At 37.3% G+C, this 25,403-nt stretch carries 24 protein-coding genes and 1 pseudogene; 8 read left to right on the top strand and 17 right to left on the bottom strand.

Annotated elements, in window-relative coordinates:
- Window positions 1-107: 107 nt before the first annotated feature.
- Entirely contained in the window at window positions 108-1,058 is a 951-nt protein-coding gene (locus BMW38_RS00225; protein WP_092705361.1) for an AraC family transcriptional regulator, read from the top strand.
- Window positions 1,059-1,229: 171 nt separating this feature from the next.
- Here BMW38_RS00225 and BMW38_RS00230 read toward each other — a convergent pair whose 3' ends face one another.
- From BMW38_RS00230 to BMW38_RS00255, 6 genes are all read right to left on the bottom strand, one after another.
- Complete coding sequence (locus tag BMW38_RS00230; RefSeq protein WP_092705362.1) at window positions 1,230-1,955, bottom strand: aspartate/glutamate racemase family protein; 726 nt, start codon at window positions 1,953-1,955, stop codon at window positions 1,230-1,232.
- A gap of 1 nt (window position 1,956) precedes the next feature.
- Entirely contained in the window at window positions 1,957-2,979 is a 1,023-nt protein-coding gene (locus BMW38_RS00235; protein WP_092705363.1) for a D-cysteine desulfhydrase, read from the bottom strand.
- 17 nt (window positions 2,980-2,996) lie between these two features.
- Window positions 2,997-3,788 (bottom strand): ABC transporter ATP-binding protein, encoded by a 792-nt coding sequence (locus tag BMW38_RS00240; RefSeq protein WP_092705364.1) that lies wholly within the window; start codon window positions 3,786-3,788, stop codon window positions 2,997-2,999.
- The gene (locus tag BMW38_RS00245) at window positions 3,788-4,567 is read right to left on the bottom strand and encodes an ABC transporter permease (protein WP_092705365.1); all 780 of its coding nucleotides are present in this window, start codon (window positions 4,565-4,567) and stop codon (window positions 3,788-3,790) included. Before BMW38_RS00245 ends, BMW38_RS00240 begins: the two co-directional genes overlap by 1 nt.
- A 9-nt stretch (window positions 4,568-4,576) precedes the next feature.
- On the bottom strand, window positions 4,577-5,656 hold the full coding sequence (locus BMW38_RS00250) for a taurine ABC transporter substrate-binding protein (protein ID WP_092705366.1): 1,080 nt from the start codon (window positions 5,654-5,656) through the stop codon (window positions 4,577-4,579).
- Between the two features lie 335 nt (window positions 5,657-5,991).
- On the bottom strand, window positions 5,992-6,429 hold the full coding sequence (locus BMW38_RS00255) for a DUF2147 domain-containing protein (RefSeq protein ID WP_092705367.1): 438 nt from the start codon (window positions 6,427-6,429) through the stop codon (window positions 5,992-5,994).
- Window positions 6,430-6,940: 511 nt separating this feature from the next.
- Here BMW38_RS00255 and BMW38_RS00260 point away from each other — a divergent pair.
- The gene (locus tag BMW38_RS00260) at window positions 6,941-7,411 is read left to right on the top strand and encodes a Csu type fimbrial protein (protein WP_092705368.1); all 471 of its coding nucleotides are present in this window, start codon (window positions 6,941-6,943) and stop codon (window positions 7,409-7,411) included.
- 42 nt (window positions 7,412-7,453) lie between these two features.
- Here BMW38_RS00260 and BMW38_RS00265 read toward each other — a convergent pair whose 3' ends face one another.
- The 4 genes from BMW38_RS00265 to BMW38_RS00280 form a co-directional block, all read right to left on the bottom strand.
- Window positions 7,454-8,152, bottom strand: coding sequence for a DUF1826 domain-containing protein (locus tag BMW38_RS00265; RefSeq protein ID WP_092705369.1), 699 nt, complete (start codon window positions 8,150-8,152; stop codon window positions 7,454-7,456).
- A 153-nt stretch (window positions 8,153-8,305) separates the two neighbouring features.
- Window positions 8,306-10,849, bottom strand: coding sequence for a TonB-dependent siderophore receptor (locus BMW38_RS19510; protein ID WP_092705370.1), 2,544 nt, complete (start codon window positions 10,847-10,849; stop codon window positions 8,306-8,308).
- A gap of 68 nt (window positions 10,850-10,917) precedes the next feature.
- On the bottom strand, window positions 10,918-11,874 hold the full coding sequence (locus tag BMW38_RS00275; protein ID WP_092705371.1) for a FecR domain-containing protein: 957 nt from the start codon (window positions 11,872-11,874) through the stop codon (window positions 10,918-10,920).
- 30 nt (window positions 11,875-11,904) lie between these two features.
- Complete coding sequence (locus BMW38_RS00280) at window positions 11,905-12,411, bottom strand: sigma-70 family RNA polymerase sigma factor (protein WP_092705372.1); 507 nt, start codon at window positions 12,409-12,411, stop codon at window positions 11,905-11,907.
- Between the two features lie 369 nt (window positions 12,412-12,780).
- Between BMW38_RS00280 and BMW38_RS00285 the strand changes: the two genes are divergently transcribed.
- The gene (locus BMW38_RS00285) at window positions 12,781-14,157 is read left to right on the top strand and encodes an EAL domain-containing protein (protein WP_092705373.1); all 1,377 of its coding nucleotides are present in this window, start codon (window positions 12,781-12,783) and stop codon (window positions 14,155-14,157) included.
- Between the two features lie 130 nt (window positions 14,158-14,287).
- On the opposite strand, the gene BMW38_RS00290 is transcribed toward BMW38_RS00285, so the two are convergent.
- Entirely contained in the window at window positions 14,288-14,710 is a 423-nt protein-coding gene (locus BMW38_RS00290; protein ID WP_092705374.1) for a DoxX family protein, read from the bottom strand.
- Window positions 14,711-15,073: 363 nt separating this feature from the next.
- Here BMW38_RS00290 and BMW38_RS00295 point away from each other — a divergent pair, with 363 nt between their 5' ends.
- Window positions 15,074-17,020, top strand: a complete 1,947-nt coding sequence (locus BMW38_RS00295) for an acid phosphatase (protein ID WP_092705375.1) — start codon at window positions 15,074-15,076, stop codon at window positions 17,018-17,020.
- A gap of 123 nt (window positions 17,021-17,143) precedes the next feature.
- On the opposite strand, the gene BMW38_RS00300 is transcribed toward BMW38_RS00295, so the two are convergent.
- The 3 genes from BMW38_RS00300 to BMW38_RS00310 are packed head-to-tail and all read right to left on the bottom strand — an operon-like array spanning window position 17,144 to window position 20,013.
- On the bottom strand, window positions 17,144-18,058 hold the full coding sequence (locus tag BMW38_RS00300) for an alpha/beta hydrolase (protein WP_092705376.1): 915 nt from the start codon (window positions 18,056-18,058) through the stop codon (window positions 17,144-17,146).
- A complete protein-coding gene (locus BMW38_RS00305) occupies window positions 18,042-18,941 on the bottom strand; it encodes an alpha/beta fold hydrolase (protein ID WP_092705377.1) in 900 nt (299 codons plus the stop codon). The genes BMW38_RS00300 and BMW38_RS00305 overlap by 17 nt, the downstream gene beginning before the upstream one ends.
- Window positions 18,942-18,960: 19 nt before the next feature.
- Window positions 18,961-20,013, bottom strand: a complete 1,053-nt coding sequence (locus BMW38_RS00310) for a sugar phosphate isomerase/epimerase family protein (RefSeq protein WP_092705378.1) — start codon at window positions 20,011-20,013, stop codon at window positions 18,961-18,963.
- 180 nt (window positions 20,014-20,193) lie between these two features.
- Here BMW38_RS00310 and BMW38_RS00315 point away from each other — a divergent pair, with 180 nt between their 5' ends.
- The gene (locus BMW38_RS00315) at window positions 20,194-20,793 is read left to right on the top strand and encodes a TetR/AcrR family transcriptional regulator (RefSeq protein ID WP_092705379.1); all 600 of its coding nucleotides are present in this window, start codon (window positions 20,194-20,196) and stop codon (window positions 20,791-20,793) included.
- Window positions 20,794-20,894: 101 nt separating this feature from the next.
- Here BMW38_RS00315 and BMW38_RS00320 read toward each other — a convergent pair.
- A pseudogene (locus BMW38_RS00320) lies at window positions 20,895-21,038 on the bottom strand (NUDIX hydrolase N-terminal domain-containing protein); the annotation flags it as partial.
- A gap of 214 nt (window positions 21,039-21,252) precedes the next feature.
- Here BMW38_RS00320 and BMW38_RS00325 point away from each other — a divergent pair.
- Both BMW38_RS00325 and BMW38_RS00330 read left to right on the top strand, forming a co-directional pair.
- Entirely contained in the window at window positions 21,253-22,263 is a 1,011-nt protein-coding gene (locus BMW38_RS00325; protein WP_092705380.1) for a DUF6670 family protein, read from the top strand.
- A gap of 199 nt (window positions 22,264-22,462) precedes the next feature.
- Window positions 22,463-23,494 carry an AraC family transcriptional regulator gene (locus BMW38_RS00330; protein WP_092705381.1) on the top strand — a complete coding sequence of 344 codons (1,032 nt, stop codon included), beginning with the start codon at window positions 22,463-22,465 and terminating at the stop codon, window positions 23,492-23,494.
- Here the strand turns inward: BMW38_RS00330 and BMW38_RS00335 are convergent.
- Together BMW38_RS00335 and BMW38_RS00340 are read right to left on the bottom strand one after the other, a co-directional pair.
- On the bottom strand, window positions 23,484-24,242 hold the full coding sequence (locus tag BMW38_RS00335; RefSeq protein WP_092705382.1) for an HD domain-containing protein: 759 nt from the start codon (window positions 24,240-24,242) through the stop codon (window positions 23,484-23,486). The genes BMW38_RS00330 and BMW38_RS00335 overlap by 11 nt on opposite strands.
- A gap of 123 nt (window positions 24,243-24,365) precedes the next feature.
- Window positions 24,366-24,875 carry a GNAT family N-acetyltransferase gene (locus BMW38_RS00340; RefSeq protein ID WP_092705383.1) on the bottom strand — a complete coding sequence of 170 codons (510 nt, stop codon included), beginning with the start codon at window positions 24,873-24,875 and terminating at the stop codon, window positions 24,366-24,368.
- A 218-nt stretch (window positions 24,876-25,093) separates the two neighbouring features.
- Here BMW38_RS00340 and BMW38_RS00345 point away from each other — a divergent pair, with 218 nt between their 5' ends.
- Complete coding sequence (locus BMW38_RS00345) at window positions 25,094-25,339, top strand: CPCC family cysteine-rich protein (protein ID WP_092705384.1); 246 nt, start codon at window positions 25,094-25,096, stop codon at window positions 25,337-25,339.
- Window positions 25,340-25,403: the final 64 nt, after the last annotated feature.

Below are 25,403 nucleotides of genomic sequence, written 5' to 3' on the forward strand. Positions count from 1 at the left end.
TTAACTGTGCAAAGAGATAACAGAAGAGTAGTGGTATGAAAGTTGCTTGATAAAAGCAAGACCTATTTTTTGACATCTTGCGTAGTCGTATAAGGGATTAAATTGCCATGAATCATTATCAGTCATTAAATCCGATTCATTATTCAACTCAAGATATAAATGCATCTGAACGTTTCGAATATTGGAACGATGTTGTGTTACGGCACTGTATTCCAGCTCAAAGCAAGCCTGAAGATGAAAAATCTTTTAATGGTGAATTAAGTGTACGTCATCTTGGTTTGATAGATATATGCACTATTTCATCAACTATGCACTTTTGGGAACGCACTGAAAAGCATCTACGGTTTGGGCCAAATGATGATTTGTGGCTTGGATTTATGGAAAATGGTTGTGGACAATTAGCCCAAGGTGGCAGAACAACACAATACCGAAATAATAGCCTCATGCTATACGATGCTGCACAAACCTTTCAGTTCAATTTGGCTGGAAGCAAAAATCACTTAATCCGAATTCCTCGTTATTTATTAATCAATCGTGTGCCTAATATTGAACATTTAACTGCTCAAGTTTTGGATGAAACTCGGCCTGGAATTATTCCTTTGCGTGAGATGCTACGACAATCAGTAGATCAAACATTTGATTTTTCCAACATAGATTTTGCTGAACGCTTTACTAAATCAGCTTTAGAGTTATTGGTATTAAGTTTAGAAGTACAGGATATTGCGAAGGTAAATATCGAACGGGATTTGTATAGTAAAGCGATGAGTTTTATTTTAAGAAATTTACAAAATCCTGAACTTAACTTAGAAAAGATTGCACAAGCACATTGTGTATCAACACGAACATTGAGTAGGGCATTTGCAAGACATCAAAAGACAGTCATGTCAGTCATTTGGTCTGAACGTTTAATAGCAAGTCGTGATGCGCTAAAAAGTGGTCGGGTGGCTAGCATTTCTGAAGTAGCTTTAGATTATGGTTTTACTGATTTTTCACATTTTAGCCATGCATTCAAAAAGGCTTTTGGTGTAACACCTCGAGAATATTTTAAAAAATGTTAAGAATATTTAGAAGATTTGGAAAAAATTGCATGGCTCTTAAGATAAAGGATTAAGTCAAAAAACCATGCAATTTATAAATAAAGTTTTTTAAAGACCTCAAAGCTTATTTAATTCGATACCACGTTTGGTTCCGACCAATTATTCAGCTTTTTAGATTTGGAGAACATCATTTTAGAGTTGCGTATTTCGATAAAACCAATTTACACAAGCATCCGCCAAAATTTGTGTGGTATCAAAGCTCACATCTAAAATTGGAGATTGGATTGCATGTAATCCAATCGGAATTTCTGTACAAGCTAAAATAATCGAACCAGCACCTTTATCTATGAGTCTTTGGCTTAATTCTTGAAAAACGCTACCCGCTTTAGCCGATTCATTGCGTTTTACAGCATAAACAGCCGGCATAAATTCCTGTTCTATCTCTTCATCTGAATTAATGACAAAAGGGATGTGATGCTTGCTTAACTCAAGTTGATACAACTGAGTAGAAAGGGCACCTTTAGTTGCCAATATTCCAACCTTATCACCAGATTGATAGTTCTTTAAAATCTGTTGCACCGTAATTTCAACCATATTTAAGATTTTAATATGGGTATGTTGCTGTAAGTCAGAATGCCAGAAGTGCGCGGTATTACATGGAATTGCGATTTTAGAAACGCCACTACGCTCTAAAATTTTTAGTCCATGTATCATTGCATTTAAAGGGCTTTCACCTAAGTTTCTAAGTGCAAGTTGTCGGTCAGGAATACCACCATGATTCCAAGCGATTGTTGGAATATGTTCCTGATCTTTAGTGGCAGGGCTTGCATCGAGCAGACGCTGTTGAAAATCAACAGCAGCGCCCGGTCCCATACCACCCAAAATTCCAAGGATGGGGAGTTGTGAAAATTCAGTCATCTTACAAACGGTATGCATCTTTTTTAGAGAAGGTTTTACGATAACCGAATAAGCCTACGGCACCGCCTGTATGAAGGAAGATCACTTTGTCATCTTTAGTGAAATGACCTTGACGAATGAGGTCGACTAAGCCCGCAAAACCTTTACCCGAGTAAACAGGGTCAAGCAAAATACCTTCAGTTTGAGCCAGAAGTTCAACTGCTTCAACCATGCTATCAGTTGGAATACCATAGCCATCGCCAACATAGTCACTATTTGCAATCACTTTTTCACGGGCAATAAGATCTGCGCTTAAACCAAGATGCTCTAAAGTTGCGCGAGTAAGTTTATAAACATTTTCTTCTTGTTTAGATTTTTCAGCACGAACACTAATACCGAGTACTGGTAAGTTTGAGTGAGTTGCCGCAATACCCGCTAAGAGGCCAGCTTGAGTACCCGTGCTACCTGTTGCATGTACAAGATGAGTCGGAGCGAGTTGAATCTGGTTAAGTTGGTTGATTAATTCAATTGCTGTTGATACATAACCTAAAGCACCAATAGCGTTTGAGCCACCACCCGGAATAATATACGGGCGATCACCTTGTAGTTCTAATTCTTTTGCTTTGGCTTCTAAAGCCGCAACCATGTCTGTGCCACCCGCAACAACTTCAATTGATGTTGCACCTAAAATCTTGTCCAACAATAAGTTTCCGTTATTGTAATATTCATCTGTACCATCACTAACGCGTTGTTCGAGTAAAACAGATGCTTTTAAGCCAAATTTATTTGCTGCCGCAATCGTTTGGCGAACATGGTTAGATTGAGTTGCACCTTGAGTGAGTACATGGGTTGCACCTTTTGCAAGTGCATCACCAATTAAAAATTCTAATTTGCGGGTTTTATTACCGCCTGTAGCCAGCCCTGTAGCATCGTCTCGTTTGATGTAAATCTGGGGACCATTTAACGTTTTAGTTAAATTGGGTAAAAGCTCTAGAGGAGTAGGTGCATGAACAAGTTGAACACGCGGCAAATGACTTAATAACATAATAATGTCCTAAAAATTTAATGTATGTAATCAATCATGCGACTTACTTCTTTGCGCATAATTTCTAAAATATGTTTTTTGGTTTCAATAAATTCTTGCTGTGGCGCAATATTTTCAATGCTGCGCGCACGGGGTAAATTCACTTGAATATCTTCAGCAATACGCCCAGGATGGCCTGCCATTAAAATAATGCGATCTGCTAAAAGTAGAGATTCATCAATATCGTGAGTAACAAATAAAACGGTAGTTTTATTGTCTTGCCAAAGCTGAGTCAGTGTTTCCTGCATCAAAATACGTGTTTGAGCATCTAAAGCCCCAAAAGGTTCATCCATCAATAAAATCTTTGGCTTCATAACCCACGCACGGGCAAGGGCAACACGTTGCTTCATACCACCTGAGATTTGCCAAATTCGATGATTTTCGAATTTCTTCAAGCCCGTTTTTTCTAAATAGTATTCAGTTTGCTCAGCAATATATTTAGCTTCAGCTTTTGATTGTTTAAGTGGAAATTGAATATTTTCTTTTACTGTGAGCCAAGGAAATAACTGAGCCTGTTGAAATACAACAGCTCGGTCAACGCCCGGTGCTGAGATGGTTTGACCATCTACATAAATGTCACCTAAAGTTGGTTTTTCAAAACCAGCAAGTAAGTTCAAAATAGTTGATTTACCACAGCCAGAAGGCCCAAGTAAGCAAACAAACTGACCTTCAGTAATTTTCAGATTAATATCTTCTAAGACCGTATTTTCCGTTTTGTTTTGTTTAAATATTTTCTGAACATTATTTAGCTCAATAAATGGTTGAGTCATTATGCTTTTCCTGTCCAAGGGGCCCATTTTTGCTGTGCTTTCACAATGAGCCAATCTAAAATAAAGCCAATTGTTCCAAGTAAAATAATTCCGACAATCACAACATCTGTACGCAAATAAGAGCCGGCATTAATAATCATCCAGCCTAAACCAGAAGTTGCTGCAACCATTTCCGCTGCAATTAATGATGTCCAACCAATGCCAATAGATAAACGAATGGTGGTGAAAATCTCAGGAAGCGAAGAGGGTAAAATGACACGAAATAATATTGCTGTTTTTCTTAGGCCCATCGTTTGTGCTGCTTGAATCAAACCATATGGAACGTTTTGGCTTGCAGCTGTTGCACCCACAATGACACTAAGCAAAGTCGCAATAAAAATAAGGAAAAACTTAGATTCCTCGCCAATCCCTAGCCACACAACAACTAATGGAATGAGGGCAATTTTGGGAATAGGGCGTAAGAATTGTACAAATGGATCTAAAACGGCATTAAGTACAGGGCGACGACCCATTAATAATCCCAAAGGCACACCAATAATGATTGCAACGAAGAATGCAAAGAATGCACGCGCCGTACTTACTAAAATGTGTTGGTAAAAAGGAGCATCACGGTAACCGTTTTTAAATAAATCTAAAACGGTATCTAAAATCTGTAGAGGAGAGGGCAACAAAATTGGTGAGACAAGTTTAAATGTACACACAAGCTGCCAAATCATCACAAAAGTGATTAGCGATAATGTACTAATCACTTTTATTTTAAACGGGTTCAACTGAATCATCTCATAACCTTATTTTGTCGCTTCAATAAGGTATTTACTGTCGATATTAGGCGCATAACTCTTTGGAACATCTGATTGTTTCAACTCGCCAATATTGACTAAGAATTTAGCAATATCTTGAGTTGCTTTAGCTAAGCCAGAGTTTTCATCGTTTGGTGTCGCACCTAAATATTTTTCAGTGGCTTGATCTTTCAGAGGAATATACTCAATACCAGCAAGTGTGGTTTCGACTTGATCATATGGAAGGCTTAAATATTTAGAAATTTTTTGGGAAGCAGCTTTAGGATCTTGTTTATATTCATCAACTTGTTCTTGGTAAGCTTTCAAGAATTTAATTACAAGATCAGGGTGTTTTTCTGCAAACTCTTTACGGACAGCAAAGTTGTTGTAAACCAAAATGCCTTTTTCATTTAGCGTCGTTGTACGATAAATTTCTTTACCGCCTTCTTTTTCTAGCTGCTGAGTAAATGGTCCCCAAACATAGGCTGCATCAATATCACCACGTGTCCATGCAGAAACAATTTCAGCAGGCTTAAGTGGGATTAATTTGATTTTTGATTTATCAATTTTATTTAATGCAAGGGCCTGTTCTAAAGCATATTGTGCAGTGGAGTTTGCGGGGAAGGCAACTTTTTTACCTACTAGATCTTGCAGGTTTTTAATGTCAGGACGGACGATTAAACGTTCTGCACCAGAAATTAGACCTTCCAAACCAATGATTTCAATTGGTAGCCCACGAGTGATACCAGCAACAGCTGGGCTTGAACCAAAACGAGCAATATCAATTTCGTTTGCGGCGAAGTAATTAATTACATCTGCACCCGAAGCAAATTCAACCCACTTAATTTTTGTACCTAAAGCTTTTTCAAAATCTCCATCAGCTTTACCAAGAACCCAAACTCGTGGGCCGCCGCCCCAAGCAAACCGTACTTCTTTTGGAAGTTCAGCAGCAGACGCAGTTTGAGGCGCTTCTACCTTAGTTTCATTATTTTGCTGTGAATTATTTCCACAACCCGTTAAAAGTGCAAAGCTGAGAACCCCTAATGATAAGACCGCATTTTTAAAGTGAAAATGTGTTGCAAACAACATTATATTTCCAGTAATTTTCGAAATTTACTCGATCTTAGTGAAAATTTATGATTAATAAAAATATGAAAAAGTGGAATGGATATATGCAAAGATGAGTTTATATTTATGAATAAAAAAGCATTATTTATCACTTAAACTTGATAGTTGTCCTTTTAGTTAAAATTGGTGCATGAAAAAATAAGAACTTTTTAAAACTATTTACTTATAGGTTTAGTACATGATTAAACTTATTAATTAACCTAAGAATATTCAAAAAATTGCATGGCTCTTGAGATAACAGATTAAGTCAAAAAACCATGCGATTTATAAATAAAGTCTTTTAAAGACCTCGAAGCTTATTTAATTCGATACCACGTTTGGTTCCGACCAATTGCAGAGATACCAATGTATCCACGAGCGATAAGTTTGCTCCCATCTGGTGACATTGTTGCACTAAAACGATATGTCTTATCTGACTGTGGGTCGAGGATAGATCCTTTGTCATATTTATTTTGACCTACACTTTTTAAATTTTTGACGATGGTTAAACCAATTAAAGATTTGTTTTTGTAGGTACCTTCACACATCGTACATTTGTTGGCTTCGTTTGGGACGAGTATTTTTTCGATGTTAGCAGAGAGGTTACCATTTTTATCTTCGCTAAATTTTACCAGTGCTCTGGGTTCATTGGTTGCATCATCAATTGTTTTCCAAACACTGCCATGTAGTTTGTCTGAAGCAAATGAATGAATCGAATAAAAGCTGAGTAAAAGTAATAATAAATATTTTTTCATATCAATAGTTTCTCTAATTAAAAATGGATGGCTTTAATCGCCAGAATGATTCATTTTAAATTTAACTTCACAATCTTCTTTATATTGAATCAATAAGATAAATAATATGTAAAGTTATAATCTATTTCCCGTAATATTATTTTGATCGTTTTTTTTATGCAATTGCGATAATGGACATAATCATTAAATTGGGTCTCAAAAGCCGATGATCAGATTATTAATAATCTTTAGAAGTAAGGCGAGTAGACTGGTATACATTGTGATAAATGATGACAAAATATGTGTTTAAGAGAAATAAAAAACATCAACTACTTTTAAAATTAATTAGATTGCGTGCAATACGTCACAAATTATAAAAAATAATATGAAAATCATTTGTTTAGTATTGATTGACAATCCGCAATATTAAGTTTTATAACTAAACCATCCTGAAAACTGTTTCTTTAGTAAGAACAGAGAAATAACAATATAAAGACGAATAGATATTAGAACGAAAATATAAGGAGAAGAAATGAAAGTCATTAGATATGCCTTATTTTCTCTTGTGGGAATGCTGATAATAAATAGTGCAGATGCTGGAAATACATCTACAGCATTAAAGGTCAGTTTAACCATTGTAGAAACGTGTGAAGTTTCCACACAAGGAAATTTAGATTTTGGTTCAGTTGTTCGCTCTCAGCCAGTTGCTGGTGCAAGAACGGATGTATCTGTCCAATGTACCCAAAATACACCGTATCAATTGGCAGTAACTTCAGACAATAACTTTGAACTTAAATCTGCTGCAAGCACAGCATCTGTTGCATATGTACTCTATCAAGATGCTGGCCATACCCAAATTTGGGGAGGATCAGGGAGTAAAATACGTTCAGGAGTCGCTACAGGAATGAAAGAAATTATTCCTATTCATGGGGCAATTACATCGAGTACCAATGTTCAGGCAACCAAGTATGAGGATTGGGTTCGTGTGAATGTCATATATTAACAATAGAAAAAATAATGATGAATATAAGAACCACTGAAACACTTAACAAATCAGTAGCAACCGATACTCGCCATCCTTTTCAATAGGTGCCCTATGAACACAAGGTAAAACCTGCTGTGTAGGATGGTCTACAGCCAAACGCCACAAATGTCCTGTGCCTAAATTTACAGGTTGGGCGTTAAGTTTAGGTTGATAATGTAAATCAAAAAAATACTCTGCCAAGAAAGCTTCAAATTCAGCATCTGGGCCATCATGTAATTCTTTGAGCTTGTTTCTAATTTCTGGGATTAAAACTTTTTGTTCAACCTGATCATTGGGCACAATATCGCTAGCAGCGCCGTGATAAGTACATAAAAAGGTGTCGGTTTCAATTGGGGAGCGATCAACATGAAATGAATATACGTCTGTTGAAATGAAATCTAGCTCTTCATCGCGCTCATAATGTTTAAGTAAGTTAAGTACTGGCGATGCACCAAATTCAGTTAACTGCTCGATATCTTCTAAAATAGTTTTCCTTGCCAAATTGCCTTGTTCTGAAAGCTGTAGCGCTAAAAGGTCTTCAACAGTAACTTCTGTAATGTTTTCTTTTAAATGAAGTTTATTCACAATTTCTTTAAAGTCACCAACCAAATTTCTGTGCCAACACATCGCATTTGCCTCTCCTTGAAACTTTGTACTTATAAGTTCAGGGAAACTAGAAACTTGTCTAATTTGATTGTTGTCAGAAAATGCATTCTTCATATGAGAATTAAATAAAATAATAGAGCATGTCTAATATTATAGCCTGAGCTTAGTCGAAAATATTCTAGTCCAGCTTATTAAGCCGATTTAACCTTACTCCAGAAGAACGTTATTTGCCTCTGAAGTAAGGTTATTAGAAGTCGACTGATCTATTTACCACTCATATTTCACGCCCACTCGAAAATTGGTTGGAGCGCCGTAATAGCTATTTGTCGTCGCTAAATGGTATTTCTCATTAAATAAGTTATTAACATTAAAATTGAGCATAAGATTATTGTTCACTTTATAACGTGCCATTAAGTCGACTAAAGCGTAACTTTCTTGAGTAAATCTACCCGTTGCAGAGACTGCATTTTTCTCATAGATTTCACTTTGCCAACGAACACCGCCACCAATAGTAAGGGCTTCATCAAGATAAGGCAGGGTATAGGTAGTAAACAGTTTGGCTGTGTTATTTGGTACACTGGTATTTAATCGGTTGTCTTGGCTATCTTTTGATAAGTTACGGCTAAAGCTTGTTGAAACTTGCCATAAATCGGTCAACTTACCTGTCGCTTCAATTTCAAAGCCGCGGCTTTCAGTGCCAGATTCTGTTCGATATGCTTGAGAACCATCTGGGGCAAATACATCGGTTAACGCGACAGCAGTATTGTCCTCTTTAGTTTGGTAAACAGCCGCTCCGACATTTAACTGATTATCAAAAAATTCACCCTTAATACCCAGCTCGGTACTATTACCTATTAATGGGTCTATGTATTCGCCTGTAACGGCTTTCTTATCTTGCGGTGAAAAAATATTGGTGTAGCTTGCATACGCAGTCCAGTTGTCAGTGAAATCATAGGTAACACCGACATATGGAATGACTTTGCCGCTTTCTTCTTGTGTTGTATAGGTAGTCTTATTGTTAGCATCTGAATGGTTACCCGTTACGCGCTCCCAGTCTTCTACACGTGTGCCTAAAATGACTGCAAGATTATCGGTTGCTTTAAGACGAATGGCACCAAAAATAGATTGGCTACGGTCATCTCCGCTGTACCAGCCATCTATTTTTGTTTCGGGGCGGTTAGGTGTACTACCATCCCAAGCAAAAATATCGTTTAGAGTTCCATCCCATGTCATTTTATCGTCAACTGTGTTATTCCAGCCCGAATAGGTAGGGCGTTTATTTTTACTTTTTGTGTAAGTCGTGCCGAGTACTACGTCATGAGTTTGATTAAACAAATCAAATGAACCGTTTAAGGTTAAATTGAACAAGTCTTGAGTTGGGCGATAATCCCAACGGGTTGCATACAACATCGCGCCGCTGCCTGTGGCCTTATCGATTCCTTTACTTGAGTAGGTATAGCCTACAATTTCGTCTGAGTCTGTAATGGTTCTAGACACCACACCTTTTAATTTCCAGCGGTCATTAAACTGATGTTCAATATCTGCAAAGTAAGATGTAGTAGAACGGTCAGACCCCGTCCAACTCGCTGCCGCTGAATCTGAGCGAGACCAGTCGATTAATGTCCCGTCGGTATAAAAGCTAGGTAAGCCACCTCTAGCGACGCCAGTCATGTCAATTTGTTGATAGCTAGCACCTAAACTACCTTTGGTTTGATCGGTTAAATCAGCTTCTACTACGGCATAAGCCACTTTACGTTCTTCGTTGTAGCGGTCGATATAGGAGTCTGATTTTTGGTAGGCAAATAGGGTACGACCACGAATACTTCCTGATTCATTAAGCGGTGTAGAAACATCAATATCGGTACGGTAAGAATCCCAAGAACCAATGTCAGCACTCACCGAAGCTTTAAAGTCCTGTAATGGTTTTTTGCGGACCAGATTGATACTTGCGCTTGCACTTCCAGCACCCGTCATTAAGCCATTTGCACCTCGCACAACCTCTACACGATCAAATAAAGCCATGTCCTGACTTTGGAAAATACTTGAATATGAACTCATGAGCTTCACGCCATCGAGTAAATAACTATCTACTTCTTTACCGCGAGCGTAAATAGGGGAATTATCACTACCAATATTTCCGCCTTGTTTAATAGAGAGTCCTGCCGCCTGACTGACAACATCGGTTAATTGTGTCAGGTTCTGATCTTTCATTTGTTGGTTGGTGATTACACTGACCAGTTGAGGTGTTTCTTTCAAACTTAAAGCTAAGCCTGTAGAAGCCGTGGTGGCTTTCGCCGTATATAAACCTGAACCTTCGGTTGTTAGGTTTTCGCCATGATCAGCATTAACATGAATTGTTGCTAAATGGGCCGTACCTGCTACACCACCCGCCGTATCAAATTCTTTACTGCTATTTGCTTTGGTTTTAATTGCTTCTAACTGAAAGACTTTGGGTTCAATCGGAGCGGGAGATGACTTTACTCGAATGCTATAGCCGCTATTGTTGACTTTAACTGCTTCAAACGGATGATTTTGTAATAATAGACTTAAAGCATCGTCAACAGCGTAATTCCCTTTAAGTGCTTTGCTTTTCGTTTTTGAAAGGCTGGCATTATCGTAGCTAATGGTTGTACCTGTTTGAATCGCAAGTTGCTTAATGGCCTGATCAAGGGTGCTTTGATTAATTGAAATACTATAAGTTTGTGCAGCGTAAGCAGAAGTTGTGGTAAGCGCCGTGACCACCAATGGCGTACTCCACAGTACTGCACGTATAGCCAAAGCCAATTTACTTTTTGCTTGATAATCCTTCATGTGGTCTTCTCGACAGAGAGTGTATTTCTCTATAAGTCGAACCAGATCAAAAAAAGGGTCATGTTTTTTTATCTTTTTTTAATATTTAACAGATAAGGACTGTAATAGGTCAGTTCAAGTTGATGGCTATAGGCCAAAGTTTCTAAGCTTTGCTGAGGGTTTTTTAGAGAAAATACGCCAGAAATCTTAATATTTTTTAATTCTGGGTCGATGCTATAGGTTCCTTTTTTATAGCGGAATAGTTCATCCAACACTTTTTGTAGCGGCCACTGATCTACCACTAAAAGTTGTTGTGTCCAGTAAGGCTGATCATTATCGAGTGGAAGTGATTTTGAAATATATTTTTCATCAAAAAAAGCACGCTGACCTTGTTTTAATATCTGCCGTTTAGATGAGTTCTCTGGCTCAATGGCTACTGCATGTTTATAAACTTTAACTTTTGTTTGTTCGCTATTTTCTTGGCGAACCGTAAATTGAGTACCTAAGGCTTCTACTGAACCATTCTTGGTTTCGACAATAAATGGCCGATGCTGAGCATCTTTTGCCGTTTCAATATAGATTTCGCCATCAATTAATTTTATTTGTCGTGTCTCTTGCGTGAAATTTACATCGACATAGCAATTACTTGCCATAATGAGTTGAGAACCATCTTTTAATAGCACTTTCTTAATTTCGCCCACTTGGGTGTGGTAGTCGGACTGCCATTTTTCCCAAGGTATGCAGTAGGCTGACAAGCCAACAATGACTAAACCTGAAAGGCTTAACAGCATATTGCGTTTTGCAGCGAGATTAAATTTTTGATTAGACTGAACCAAAGCTTCTGAAGGGAAGTTATCTGCAAGGTTTGATAAACCGTGGCTAAATTTTTCCATTTGCTGGAGTGCTAATTGATGTTCTTTTTTTTCAGCTTTCCATTGCTCAAACTGTTGCTGCTGTAACGCTGTCATTTCCCCTGAATGCAAAAGTACCAACCAATCTGCGGCTGCATCTAAAACATGGTGAGGGATTTTAGTGATATCTGACATAGGAGAGAAATTTAAGCGCGTTTAACAGGTTTAATTATAAAGATCTATACATGCCAAAAAAGCTTGTTTCATATCTCTTTTTACCGTGGCCTCAGAAATATTGATTTTTTCACTAATTTCTTTATAAGTCATGCCGTCTAGTTGAGACATCAAAAACACTTGAGCCGTTCGGGTCGGGAGTTTTTCCAAAATTAAATGAACCTGATACAAGGTTTCTTGAATATGAACTTCATGTTCGGCAGAGGGGTAATATTCTTCTGGAAGGTTTTGTAGGGTATCTAGATAGAGATTTTCAATATGTTGACGGCGCCAATAGTCAATCATGACATGCTTGGCGATTCCCATTAGCCATGCTTGTGGTTCCTTAATTTGTTTAAAACAATATTCGCTTTTTAAAGCACGATAAAACACTTCCTGACTCAGGTCTTCAGATTGATGATGATGCTGAAGTTTATGTTTAAACCATGACAAGAGCGTGGTTTGCTGAGAACGGTAAATTTGGCTAAACCATACTTGTTTATCTACATTCAGGTTCATAGCAGAGGAGCCCACAAATTGGTAATGAGTAGCACAATTAAACAAACATTTAAGATATTCTTAAATAGTAATGATAATTATTATTAATATCAATCATTGAAACGATATATTCTAAAAATGGTAATGTTCTAATTTTTCACTATTTAAAGCCTGTACCTTCGTCGCTGAGGCATGTATCGTTAGGGAATAATACTTTAAAATTATAGGGTGATTGAAAAAGCAACATCATTCAATTAAACAACTGGACTGTACCACCAAAATTAAAATAACACTGATCTCAAGACGAATCATATAAAGAATAAGGGAATAAAACATGAAGTTTTATTGGTGAATATTGAAAAGGAAAATCAATGAGCAAGATGGGGGTCTATGAAGAAATATTTTACGGTTGATTTATTTATGATAGCTTCATCTTACTTTAAAAAACGTCAGAAAAATTACCGTGCCGTAAAGGATCAGCAGCTTACAATCGCAGCAAAAGCGAATATCTTTATTTGCATTATTTTTTGCTTGTTTTGGACCATATATTTCGCATTTGCACAAATGTGGTTGATTGTTGGTATGGACATCTTTTTTACACTGATCTCCATATTTAGCCTTTTTCTCATTTATATCAACCGTGTTTCAGCGGGCATTCTTTTATCTCAAGTCGTTTTGCTTGTTTTTCCAGTCATTTTTTGCTTATTTTTTGATGTAGCTACAAGTGACCGTCCGCAGGTGGCTCAATTGTTTTTACCTGCTGGGGCGATATTGGGATATTTAAATTACCGTAGAAATCCAAGCTTTTTGCAAATCGTTTTAATTCTATTATCGATCGGGTGCTTTATATTTTTTAGTGGCAGCTCTTTTAATCTTGAGAGCGCTATACCTTTGCCCGAAGATATTCGTGACCATGGTGGATGGATTGCAACTTGTGTCGCTACGCTCATGATTTGTATTTCAATTTACACCATGCAATTAGAGATACAAACAGAAAATACCATGGTGCAAGACCTACGCTTAGCACTGGCAAAAGAACAATTTGAGCTTTTTTATCAACCGCAAATTAATGCTTCTGAAACGCTAATTGGCGCAGAAGCTTTATTACGATGGCATCATCCTGTTTTAGGTTATGTTCCCACAAAAGATTTTATTCCCGCGGCCGAAACTTTTGGGTTAATGCCAGAGATTGGGGAGTGGGTATTGGCTCAAGCCTGTAAAGTTTTAAAAGATTGGAGTAAAAAAGACGAGACCAAAGATCTTACACTTTCAATCAATATTAGTGCTGATCACTTCATGCAACCAAACTTTGAGCAGACTGTGATCGGGCTGATTCAGCAGTATGAGATAAATCCATCTCGACTCATATTAGAAATCACTGAAAATATTGCTTTAACGAATTGTGTAAGCATGATTGAAAAAATGCATTTCTTGTCTAAAAATGGAATTCAGCTTTCTCTTGATGATTTTGGTACAGGATATTCATCTTTAAGCTATTTACAAAAAATGCCCATTAGACAAATCAAGATTGATCGTAGCTTTGTACAAGCAGCTTTGGATGATAAACGTAGTAATAAATTAGTCACTGGTATTATTAAAATTGGACTAGATTTGAACCTTCGTGTGTTAGTAGAAGGAATAGAAACCGCTGAACAATTTAGCACTTTTAAAAACAATGGCTGTACTGAGTTTCAGGGCTATTTATGGGGACGTCCAATGCCTTTAAAAGATTTTCTTGAACAATTACCGCATCTGAATAATTTTTGATGTTCTTCTTATTTTTTATGAGTTTTTTTAAGAAAAAAGAGAGCTAAAGCTCTCTTTTTTCTTAACTTCGTTATGTTTGTTTATTGCGTTTAGCCCAATGCTTTTTAAATTAACTGGAAACTCAATGATATTACTTTTTATCCAAAGAGATAGTTCCAGGACCAGTGAACGCTAATAAAATGAATCCCCCTATAATGCTTATATTTTTGTAAAAATTAATCATATTAGGATGAACGGCATCACCTGTCATATTCCAATACGCATGGCCGATGATTGCAGTTCCTAGTGTGTATAAAGCAAAAATTAAAGCAACTGGACGGGTAAAGAAGCCAAGCACAATAAGAAGAGAACCACCTACTTCCATTGCTACAGCAATAGCGGCTGCAACAACAGGGAGAGGGGTATGTAATGATTGCATGTAACCCACAGTGCCCTCAAACCCAATCAATTTTGGTATACCTGAGATGAGAAAAAGAGCAACTAGCAGTACACGTGCAAGTAATAATAAAATTGATCTGGCACTTTTTAGCTCAAAATATTGTAAGTTATTCATGTGAAATACACCTTATATGTATATTGTTGATAGTGTGATAGAGAGCACCTTTAATCGTTTTTGATAGTTCTAATTAGAGTGGTTGTACTCTTATAATTCTATATCGATAGCCGAATCAGCCCATATCAAACATGGCGTTCCTTAGTGTGAGTATAGTATCACCTAGAATGTTTCACAATTGCGTCCTCTGAACCTAGATATCCTTGTCTTTAAAGAATTTCCTTATTCATTTGCTTATGAGCAGTTCTGACCTATAAAACTGCAAAGATATTATTTAGAATAAATTTAAATTAACTAGTGATATGTAATAACAGCTAAACATTAATGATGAAAGATACGGATATTTATTAAACGGGTCACATCATGTCAAGCTTTAAAATAAATACACTTTTACTTTCTCTTATCTCTTGTTCGGTCTTTTTTACAGGTTGTAATGACAGCAATTCTTCTGATGATAATTCGACAGCAAATCAAGAAATACCAGCAGCTCCAAAGGGCGTAGGATATGAAGATACCGCTTTTGTACCATCAAATATCACCACCATTGTAGATTCATGGATGACCAATCAACGTGGTGATGCACGTTATGCAACGGTTGAAACAAATGCTGGTGTACGTGTGCTGAGTGGCTTTTTAGATGTATGGACGCCCTCAAGTTTATTTGTAGATGCGGGTCAATCTGCGGAGGCAAAAGACGGCTTTCCGGCGGTAGTCGAATCAAACTGGGCAGGTTTGCCGGGTGACAGTACGGACGGTACAAAAAAGAATGCAGATGTATTGAACTACAATATTAATTATTCAATTCAGACGACTCATAAACGTACAGACGAAGAAGCTATACGTGCCTATTTAGATGATAGACGTGGAAAAAGTTATAGCGTGACGACAGGGATGGGAGCATTAACCGATCCATGGAGAAAGCTTACTGGGCAGACCACCACAATCAATTCAGTGCCAGCCGATGCCGCACAAGTAAAATATGATGACAAAGGAAATAATAGTGGGCTGACGACGGCTGATGGAAATGCCAACTTTGGAAAAGTCGTTGAATTTGTTCAAGCGATGGGAAATAACTCTTCGACGGAATCAGCAAAACGCTTTTATAAATATGCTCGTCCGTGGCGCTGGAGTTCTGAAGTTATTGTAGTGCCTAGTTTAGAGTCTGCAAAAAGTAGTACACCAGCAACGGACGGTGGTTTCCCAAGTGGACACACTGCCGAAGCTGGCCGAAATGCAATTGCAATGGCTTATTTAGTGCCTCAGCGTTATCAAGAACTGATCGCTCGTGGTTTAGATTTGGGTGATTCACGTATTATTGCGGGAATGCATTCAGCTATGGATGTGATTGGTGGACGACTTCAGTCAATTGCAGCAGATGTTGCGAACTTAAATGCCATGACTGTAGAGCAACGAAAAGAAGCGTATCTTCAAGCGCAGACACAGCTTATGAAAGAAACCAATAGCTCAACGTTTGAATCATTTTATAGTTTGGCTAAAACACCTTATGACGCGAATGACCGTTTTGCCGATCTTGAAAAATTAAAACAACAGGTTAATCACTGGATGACCTATGGTTTTAACCAAATTGGCGATAAAACAAAAATAGCAACAGTGCCTAAAGGGGCTGAGGTTTTACTGGAAACCCGACTTCCTTATTTAACAGCCGATCAGCGCCGTGTAGTACTAAAATCGACTGCGCTTGCTTCGGGTTATCCTGTCATGGATGATGCCGAAGGATATGGTCGCTTAAACCTGTTCAGAGCGGGCGCAGGTTATGGCAGTTTTGATGGTGATGTAAATTTGACCATGGATGCGAGTTTAGGTGGCTTTAGCCAATATGACCAATGGAGTAATGACATTACGGGTGCAGGTAAACTCACTAAATCAGGCACGGGAACTTTAGCACTGACAGGAAATAACTCTTTTACTGGCGGTATTGATTTAAAACAGGGTGGTTTAGAAATATTGTCTGAGCATGGTGCTGGTCAAGGCGATATTTATATGCATGAAAATAGCCTATTAAAAACCAACGCAGCTAAAACAGTTAACATTGCGGGTCATTTAACTCAGCTTGCAGGAACGACATTCAACATCACTTTAAAATCGAATGTACTTCCAGCAGTTCAGGTAGCAAATACGCTTACTTTAAATGGAACATTGCAGCTTGTCACAAAAGACAATTTAGCAGCAGGCACTTATACGGTGTTATCAGCTAAAAAAGTCCAAGGCACCTACAAAAAGGTGACACTCAATGGCAAGGATATTACGCCAATCTATCAAAATAATAGCGTTAAGTTCACGGTGTCATAAGCGTAATGAGGATAACCGATATCCATAGTTAAAATGTAATTGGGCCACTCCAGATGTGTAATTAAACAATTTTGAAGAGTGGCCCGACTAAGTAATATGTTTGAATAATGGAAACAAATATATTTACATACGAATTTTGCTATAGATAGATTTTACCTGTTCGGGGCTAATTGCCAACATGTGAATCGCGCCGTGAATCATTCCATCTAACAAATGAAAGTTCACCTGAACACCCGCATCCTTCAATTTTTTAGCATATCTTTCACCATCATCACGAACGGGATCATATTCACACACAAAAATGGTTGCATCTGGTAGTCCCTCCAAAGACTGAGCGAGTAACGGACTTACAAGTTCATTCTGTTTTTCACTTTCATGCTGCACATATTGATCCCAGCAATAAACCATTGTGGATGATTCCAAACCATAACCTTCGGCGTATTGGCTATAAGACTTGCTACTCATCGTGGCATCTAAAGCTGGGTAGAAAAGAAGTTGATGGCTCACCTTAATTTCTGGGTGTTGTTTTGCCATTAGACATGTGGCCGCAGCTATGTTTGCGCCGGCACTATCTCCACCTACAGCAATACGGTTTGGATCAATTCCAAACAGTGAAGCATTCGCATTGATATAGCGGAATGCCGTAAAAAAATCATTTAGAGGAGTTGGAAACTTAAACTCTGGAGCCAAGCGATAGTCCACAGAAAACACAACTTGTTGAGTTGATTCTGCTAATAACCGACAAGCGCGATCCCATGCGTCTAAACTTCCCAGACACCAGCCTCCACCATGAGCAAAAACCAAAGCGGGCCGTTGCTCAGCGTTTTCTAGAGAATGGGGAATATAAACACGCACTTCAATTTCGGCACCATCTGACACAGCCACATAAAAACTTTGCTGATAGCTTGCATCATGTTGAATGCCTTGCTGATCAATAATGTCTTTATTTACTTGTTCCCTTAGCTCTTGCAAGGAGTTTACGGCTTGTGCGATTGGTCTGGATTTAAGCCAGTTTTCAATTTCAGCAAGTAGAGGCATGGCTTTTTTCCTGCTGTAAAAAATCTAAAATGAGAGAACTAAATGTTTCTGACTGTTCTTCCATAATGAAATGACCGCAGTCTTTTACAATCGCACTGGTTAAATGAGGTGAAACCTTTTTCATGGTTTCATAAGGCGCATTATCTGTGGCATGTTCAGCGCCTATGGCTAAAACTGGCATTTCTAAACTTTTAGTTTCTCTAATTTTATTTTGACGTATGGTCTCTGGAATAGAGCGGTAATAATTAAAACCTGCCGTTAAACGACCCGGAATTTTATAGGCTTCAATATAAGTTTCAGTCGCAACTTTATCTTTGTGCCACGACCATTTATCAAACATATAATTTAAATAAGTATCTTCACGGCCCGCGATTAAAGCTTCAGGTAAATCTAGGGTTTGGTTAAACATGAAGTGCCAAAGAAAGATATTTTCACTCGGCTCAACAAAAATAGGAGGTGCGGGGGCCAAACCGGGAATCACAGCTTCTGTTACCGCAAGACGAGTCACTGACTCAGGAAAGTCAGATGCAAGCGCATAGGCAACCCACATCCCAATATCATGACCAACAACCGAATAAGTTTGATATTCAAGTTCAGTCATGAGCATCGATAAAATTTTAGCGATACGTCCCGTATCATAGCTTCCATCCAGTGGAGCTGAATTTCCTGTGCCGGGTAAATCAACAGCGATTGCCTGATAACCCTGTTTCGCCAATTCAACCATGACTTTATGCCACGCGTACCATGTTTGCGGCCAGCCCGGAATAAGCAATACAGCTGGACCTTCCCCTAAGATGACGTAGTGTAATTTTTTACTTTCGATGTGAATGTAATGATGATGGAATTCGTTATATAAGTTTTCATTGAATAATTGAGTTTGCATGTTGATCTCTTACGATTCCTTAAATACCTAATAACTGATTAATTTGAGTCTGATTCACAGGGGCAGCAGCAAAGTCATCAAACACTTTATCGGTGACATGAATAATATTTTGTTTAATAAACTCGGCACCTTCGCGCGCGCCATCATCCTTATTTTTGAGGCAGCATTCCCACTCTAATGTTGCCCAGCCTTCGTAGTCGTAATGCGCTAACTTGGAAAAAATCGCTTTAAAGTCAACTTGACCATCACCTGTAGAACGGAATCGAGCCGCTCGATTTCCCCAGCTTTGATAGCCGCTATACATTCCTTGGCGGCCTGTAGGATTAAATTCGGCATCTTTAACATGGAACATGCGAATGAAATCTTTATAAATATCGATATATTCCACATAGTTCAGTTGCTGCAAAACAAAATGGCTTGGGTCAAAAAGAATATGGCAACGTGGGTGGTTATGAGTTCGCTCTAAAAACATTTCAAATGTAATGCCGTCATGCAAATCTTCACCGGGGTGAATTTCGTAGCAAAGGTTGACGTCTTGTTCATCACAAGCATTCAAAATAGGAAGCCAGCGACGCGCTAATTCATCAAACGCCGTTTCGATGAGTCCTGACGGTCTTTGAGGAAATGGAAATACATAAGGCCATGCTAGCGAGCCAGAAAATGTCCCCATGTCTTTAAGACCTAAACGGGCAGATGCTTGAATTGAAGCGAGCATTTGCTGTTTTGCCCACTCGGTTCTAGCAGCTGAATTGCCATGTAAATGAGAGGGGGCAAAGTTATCGCACATTGAGTCATAAGCAGGATGCACAGCCATTAACTGACCAAAAATATGAGTCGTTAACTCACTAATTTTTAAGCCATGATTGTTTAAAGTACCTAATATTTCATCGCAATAATCTTGGCTTTCTGCTGCCAAATTGACATCAAATAAACGCTTGTCCCAAGCAGGAAGTTGTACCGCTTCAAAGCCTTGGTTTGCTACCCAAGCAGCAATATCTTCTAGACGGTTAAAAGGGAAAACATCATCACTAAATTGAGCAAGATGAATACTTGGGCCTTTGATGGTTTTCATAATAAAACTTAATTGGTTGTTGATCGACAAACAATAGGCTTAATTTTGGATAAAAACAACTTTTTATTGGAAAATCAAAACAAAACGAAAGTATTTTGAATAAATCTCATTGATTTATTTGTGAAAATATTTTTTTCGAATAATAATAAAAAGACGTAATAAATTTGATGAAGTGTCATTATGGCTGGCAGACCAAGAGAGTTTGATCGAGAAGAAGCCCTCGTAAAAGCGAGAGATTTTTTCTGGCTTCACGGCTATGAAGGCACATCAATGTCAGATTTAGTTGAAGTTTTGGGGATTGCCTCAGCTCGAATTTATAAAGCATTTGGCTCTAAAGAGGCTTTGTTTAGAGAGGCCGTAAATCACTACGAAAAAAATGAAGGTAACTTTGCGTTAAATGCTTTAAAGCAAAAAAATATTAAGGATGCAATAACGCAATTATTTCAAGATGCGCTAGCGCTTTACACGCAAGCCAATCACTCGTATGGCTGCATGGTTGTGTCTGCAGCGAGTGTATTAGGTGAAGAGAACCAAGCTGTTTTAGACTGGATGAAAGTACAGCGTATTGCACGGGGTCAGAGTCTAGTCGACAGATTTGTTCAGGCAAAATCAGACGGTCAATTGGTGGCAGAGGCTGACCCTAAAACCTTAGGGCAATATTACGCACTTGTTCTGCATGGACTATCTGTTCAGGCAAGAGATGGATATTCACAAGAAGAGCTTTCTGAGGTGATTAATTTTGCATTAAAAAATTTAGATCAATATGTTGTAAATGTTTAATCAATTGGGTTTATTTGATTTGTGGGGGCAGAACTCCAGATATAAGAGATCTGTCTTTCTACCAAAGAATCCAACTTTGGGTGTTTCAATACTTGGTGTCAGCTCACGATAAAATTTTCTGTTTTAATTTCTTTTAATTCTAATAAATATTCAAGATGTCCTAAGAGTTGTTCATAACTTTCTTTGTCATAAACATCTTTTGAATAATGTAAACCTGTTTGAGCAATAGCAGTAATTTTTTCATATTTTTCATGCCAAACTTTCGTTCAAACAGTTAGGGATTTGAAGAGAGTTAGAATTTTAGTGTATTAAAAAATTGACATAGTGTGATTGTGGTTGAGTACAGCAATGTCAAAAAAAAAAGAAAAAATGAAATTACTATTCCTCTAGGAATTGTTTTACAGGTACAGCTCTTTTGACATCAAAAATGGCTGATCATTATTGTGAGGGAAGGGACATATGCGTTTTTCATTGCCAGCTAAAATTGCAAATAATATTGATCGTTCGGGTTTAATAAATAGTATGCCTTTCAATCCAGATACGTCATTGAGTACGCCCCAAGGAAAATATACCTGTGTTCACTATGGAATTATGATTCCAAATTTACCTGAACCTTTTAATTTCCTAAATATTATTGTGGTCGTGGGACAACCTCAAGTTAAGCTATTTCGAAATCAACATTTAATCAAGACAAGTGATGTAGATACGGCTAACGTTTTAATTGGTACAGCTACTGGAACCCCTGATCACTTTAATGGCTATAGTGTAGAAAAAGATTGCACACTAGTGACTAATGGTAGCTACTTAAAGTTTGGCAATGATGTGACGATTGAAGGAACATATCCCGAATTTTATGCTCACCGTGAAGGCCACAACTTTAATTTTGATTTAAAGCTTCGTGCAACAGATAAAATTGCACACTTCACGAATCTTGTGGGTGGTTTATATGACCATTGGGCTTTGCTGTGTGAGTACGAAGGATATGTAGAGCAAGCGGGTGTAAAAACAGAAATTAAGGGTTTATGTACTTACGAATATGCTCGTGGCATTAGTGTCAAACTTCCCATTAACTTTTTTACCTATCAAATTTTAAATATTGATGAAAAAACCCAAGTCCTATTTGTAGATTCGTTTGGTCCATTAGGTTTAACGTTGCAAAGTAGAGTCTATGTGCGCTCTCTAGATGACCATGGCGGAATTTATTCTCGTGGTTTTAAATCTATTGTTCATGAATATGAGCCTGAAAGAGTTACGACGCCAGATGGAATTAGTATGCGTTTACCACATAAATTTAGTTGGCAAGTGGATGATGATCATGGAAATCTGCTAATTAAAATCGATGGTATTACTAACCGTGACTTTAAGTATGGTATGGCGGGAGGCTATGCGGGAAGTTACCAATATAATGGGCTATTTAAAGGGAAACCAATAGAAGGTAGAGCCTATATTGAATACATAGACCCGAAATAATCTTAAAATTTAATCAAGCACTTGTCCTCAATACGTTCTGCTTTTTACATCGGGTCGGGGCGTTTTTGAAAATTACATTTACATGTATAAGAGCTTTAAACTTACGGTTCATACTGAATAAAAACTTTATTGTTAACTTAGTTAGGTGGTATTTTACTCAGCTATTGCTTTGGTTTCGATTGAGTTTGTAATTGTGAGCATGTCTATAAAAGAATCAAAAATTCGTAGTGATGCGGGCATCTTTCCTTGGCTAACTTATTTAACAATGAAAGACATGGGATTAGATACGGATGCTATCTTCTCAAGTGTTAATTTTTTAGAGCATGCACTGAATATCCCAGATAAAAACGTAAGATATGACAATCGTATTCAAGAGAAATTTTGGGCTGCTGCTGAAAAGGTCAGTGGTAATAAAGATATTGGATTAGTCGTAGGCGGGCGAATGCCTGTACTACGTGGCGATTTATTTGAATATGTATTCTTAAGTAGTGCTACTTTCGGTCAAGGTCTAAATACAGCAATAAAATATTATCATCTATTTACCAGTGCATTTGATGTTTTAAAGCTTGAGGTAAAAGGCGAGGATGCTTACTTGATTGGTTTAGAGCATTCTATTCGGCACTATTTAGAATGTGCGATCTCAGTTTTATTAGCATATTTAAAACATGTTTCTAATGAAAAATTTAAGCCTTTAGAAGTGTGGCTGACTTATCGTGAAGGTGCGGATGCAAAGCGATATCAAGAGATCTGGGGATGTCCTGTATATTTCAATATGCCTGAAGGGTGTATCAAGTTTAATGCCAGTATTCTAAATGACTCTTCTGTAGCGGCTAATAAAACATTAAATAAAATCCATGAGACTATTATTGAAGAATCTTTAAATCAGATAGAAAAGCATGAACTGGTTTTTAAAATCGAAAATACTCTTCAAGATCAACTAAAATCAGGAAATTTTAAAATAGATGATATTGCTAAAACACTCAATATCAGTTCAAAAGCCTTAAGAACTGACTTAAAAGAAATTGGTACGAGCTATGAAAAAGTATTAAATGAATACCGTCAAAAGCTTGCACGCGATTTGTTAGAAAACACACAGTTAAAAAGTGATGAGGTGGTTTACTTGCTAGGCTTTTCTGAGCCTTCAGCTTTTTCTAGAGCATTCAAATATTGGACTGGTGAAACTCCTTCACAATATCGGAAACGTAAAAGTAAAAAGATTATTACTCTTTAAATGTATTTGACTTAATCATGAGCGGTAGACCAAGTTCAGATAATAAATCTGTCCGTGAATTTGGAACACTTTTTCTCTCTAAATCAATAAGCTCAATAAATTCTTTATTAAATTGTTTTCTAGGGTATTTTTCTAAAATTTCATTTCTAAAAGATAGGGGAAGTCTATATAGACCGTCACTAATCACATCACAGGATGCGCCTTGCTGTAATAGAGTAATTTCAGCTGGGTCAGAATGATCTATATAGCCATTCATATGTAAGCAGATGGCATTTTTAATAACTTCACTTTTCTTTTCATCAAAGCTATGTTCTCTAGCTTTTAGCTCAAATTGTTTGGCGCTCTCATAGGTAAAACAGTTACAACCTTTACTCTGAATATGTTGCTCAGTTAAGCCAATATCATGAAAAAGTGAGGCTATTAAAAGTGATTCATGGTCAAATTGCTGTTTTTGTATATTGCCTAAGGCAGCTCCCCAGAAGTAGGTCCGCCATGAATGATTGCAGATAGATATATTTGCTTTTGCTTCTAGTTCATCAAGTGCGACTTTAACCATTTGAGTATCTGGTATTACGATCTGATTCATATCAAAATCGTTGGAAGTTTTGAATCGAAAGTAATTTATTTTTATAGAGGCCATAATACTTGGCAGCATAATTTTTTGAATTAACTTAATTTTCTCTTTAAAGCTAAGCTGACCATTTGTAGCTTGCATCCAGTTATATGAACCAATTCTTATAGTTTTCATTAGTAGATCTCATTTTAGAGCAATTACTCTAAAATATTGCCGCAGGTGATTTTTTGCAAGTTGTATCTTTTAAGAAATTGATAGTTTTTTGATTAATATATGTTTATATAATTTTTTATAGCATTAAAAGCTAACAGGAATCTCATAGGTTACAAATTCGTATTTTGGACCTGTAGATTTTGAAACTACTTTACCCCCTAGAGATTCTGCAATTTTTCGACTTGGATAGTTCTCTTCAGCGACTGGATAAATAAAATAGTCAGGCTTAACAAAGTCGACTGCCCATTTAGCGACTGCTGATACAGCTTCTCTTCCATAACCATGAAAATGGTAATCTTCGCGTACCCATATGCCTAACTCTGGGTTACTAGTTTGAATACGATGTAGGCCAACCAGGCCTATAAATATTTGAGTATGGGCTTCTCTTATAACAAATATAATTTCAGATCCAGCTTTGAAGTTTTTTAACCAATCATTCCAAGTTTGATCGAACTCATGTCTTGGTTGAGGATCCCAAGCCATATAGCGTGTCAGGGTAGGCGTAATACAGTTGTAAATTTCATCTGCATCTTCTGCTGTAAAAGGGTTTAAACTCAGTCTCTGAGTAGAAATACTCACTTCATGCAAGCTCATAATAGTCCTTATATAAATCACTTAAATTTAATTGTTATCAAAAATATATTATCCATATTAGTCTTAAATAATGAATAAACTATCACTAATAATAGCTATAAAAGCGTTTTAGTCTTGAATGGTAAAAATAAAGGACTACATTCATAAGCTATCTATAAAATATGTTGAAACGTACTGATGATATACTTTATTGGAATAGACAACGATAGGAGAAAATAGTGTCTTACGCATGTCCATGTTGTGGTTATCTTACATTTGATGACTTACCCTATGGCTCTTTTGAAATCTGTCCAGTTTGTTTTTGGGAAGATGATAATGTTCAGAATGAAGATCCTGATTATATGGGGGGAGCAAATGGTATTAGCTTAAATATGGCTAAGCAAAATTTTCAATTACTTGGAGCAATAAAAAAAGAATTGATACCATATGTCCGTAAAGCTCTTGAAGAGGAAATACCTCGATAAATAAATATACTGGTATAAATGGGATGGAATAAAATAAATTTACATATTTACGTCCCCTGTAATG

It is taken from the genome of Acinetobacter sp. yr461 (assembly GCF_900110445.1).
GTDB lineage: Bacteria > Pseudomonadota > Gammaproteobacteria > Pseudomonadales > Moraxellaceae > Acinetobacter > Acinetobacter calcoaceticus.

What these genes read in the sequence shown, in the direction of transcription:
- BMW38_RS00225 (WP_092705361.1), top strand. Translation starts at nt 108, where the DNA reads ATGAATCATTATCAGTCATTAAATCCGATTCATTATTCAACTCAAGAT.
- BMW38_RS00250 (WP_092705366.1), bottom strand. Translation starts at nt 5,656, where the DNA reads ATGTTGTTTGCAACACATTTTCACTTTAAAAATGCGGTCTTATCATTA.
- BMW38_RS00255 (WP_092705367.1), bottom strand. Translation starts at nt 6,429, where the DNA reads ATGAAAAAATATTTATTATTACTTTTACTCAGCTTTTATTCGATTCAT.
- BMW38_RS00265 (WP_092705369.1), bottom strand. Translation starts at nt 8,152, where the DNA reads ATGAAGAATGCATTTTCTGACAACAATCAAATTAGACAAGTTTCTAGT.
- BMW38_RS00260 (WP_092705368.1), top strand. Translation starts at nt 6,941, where the DNA reads ATGAAAGTCATTAGATATGCCTTATTTTCTCTTGTGGGAATGCTGATA.
- BMW38_RS00305 (WP_092705377.1), bottom strand. Translation starts at nt 18,941, where the DNA reads ATGCAAACTCAATTATTCAATGAAAACTTATATAACGAATTCCATCAT.
- BMW38_RS00310 (WP_092705378.1), bottom strand. Translation starts at nt 20,013, where the DNA reads ATGAAAACCATCAAAGGCCCAAGTATTCATCTTGCTCAATTTAGTGAT.
- BMW38_RS00290 (WP_092705374.1), bottom strand. Translation starts at nt 14,710, where the DNA reads ATGAATAACTTACAATATTTTGAGCTAAAAAGTGCCAGATCAATTTTA.
- BMW38_RS00325 (WP_092705380.1), top strand. Translation starts at nt 21,253, where the DNA reads ATGCGTTTTTCATTGCCAGCTAAAATTGCAAATAATATTGATCGTTCG.
- BMW38_RS00285 (WP_092705373.1), top strand. Translation starts at nt 12,781, where the DNA reads ATGAAGAAATATTTTACGGTTGATTTATTTATGATAGCTTCATCTTAC.
- BMW38_RS00335 (WP_092705382.1), bottom strand. Translation starts at nt 24,242, where the DNA reads ATGAAAACTATAAGAATTGGTTCATATAACTGGATGCAAGCTACAAAT.
- BMW38_RS19510 (WP_092705370.1), bottom strand. Translation starts at nt 10,849, where the DNA reads ATGAAGGATTATCAAGCAAAAAGTAAATTGGCTTTGGCTATACGTGCA.
- BMW38_RS00235 (WP_092705363.1), bottom strand. Translation starts at nt 2,979, where the DNA reads ATGTTATTAAGTCATTTGCCGCGTGTTCAACTTGTTCATGCACCTACT.
- BMW38_RS00245 (WP_092705365.1), bottom strand. Translation starts at nt 4,567, where the DNA reads ATGATTCAGTTGAACCCGTTTAAAATAAAAGTGATTAGTACATTATCG.
- BMW38_RS00275 (WP_092705371.1), bottom strand. Translation starts at nt 11,874, where the DNA reads ATGTCAGATATCACTAAAATCCCTCACCATGTTTTAGATGCAGCCGCA.
- BMW38_RS00330 (WP_092705381.1), top strand. Translation starts at nt 22,463, where the DNA reads ATGTCTATAAAAGAATCAAAAATTCGTAGTGATGCGGGCATCTTTCCT.
- BMW38_RS00300 (WP_092705376.1), bottom strand. Translation starts at nt 18,058, where the DNA reads ATGCCTCTACTTGCTGAAATTGAAAACTGGCTTAAATCCAGACCAATC.
- BMW38_RS00240 (WP_092705364.1), bottom strand. Translation starts at nt 3,788, where the DNA reads ATGACTCAACCATTTATTGAGCTAAATAATGTTCAGAAAATATTTAAA.
- BMW38_RS00340 (WP_092705383.1), bottom strand. Translation starts at nt 24,875, where the DNA reads ATGAGCTTGCATGAAGTGAGTATTTCTACTCAGAGACTGAGTTTAAAC.
- BMW38_RS00280 (WP_092705372.1), bottom strand. Translation starts at nt 12,411, where the DNA reads ATGAACCTGAATGTAGATAAACAAGTATGGTTTAGCCAAATTTACCGT.
- BMW38_RS00295 (WP_092705375.1), top strand. Translation starts at nt 15,074, where the DNA reads ATGTCAAGCTTTAAAATAAATACACTTTTACTTTCTCTTATCTCTTGT.
- BMW38_RS00315 (WP_092705379.1), top strand. Translation starts at nt 20,194, where the DNA reads ATGGCTGGCAGACCAAGAGAGTTTGATCGAGAAGAAGCCCTCGTAAAA.
- BMW38_RS00230 (WP_092705362.1), bottom strand. Translation starts at nt 1,955, where the DNA reads ATGACTGAATTTTCACAACTCCCCATCCTTGGAATTTTGGGTGGTATG.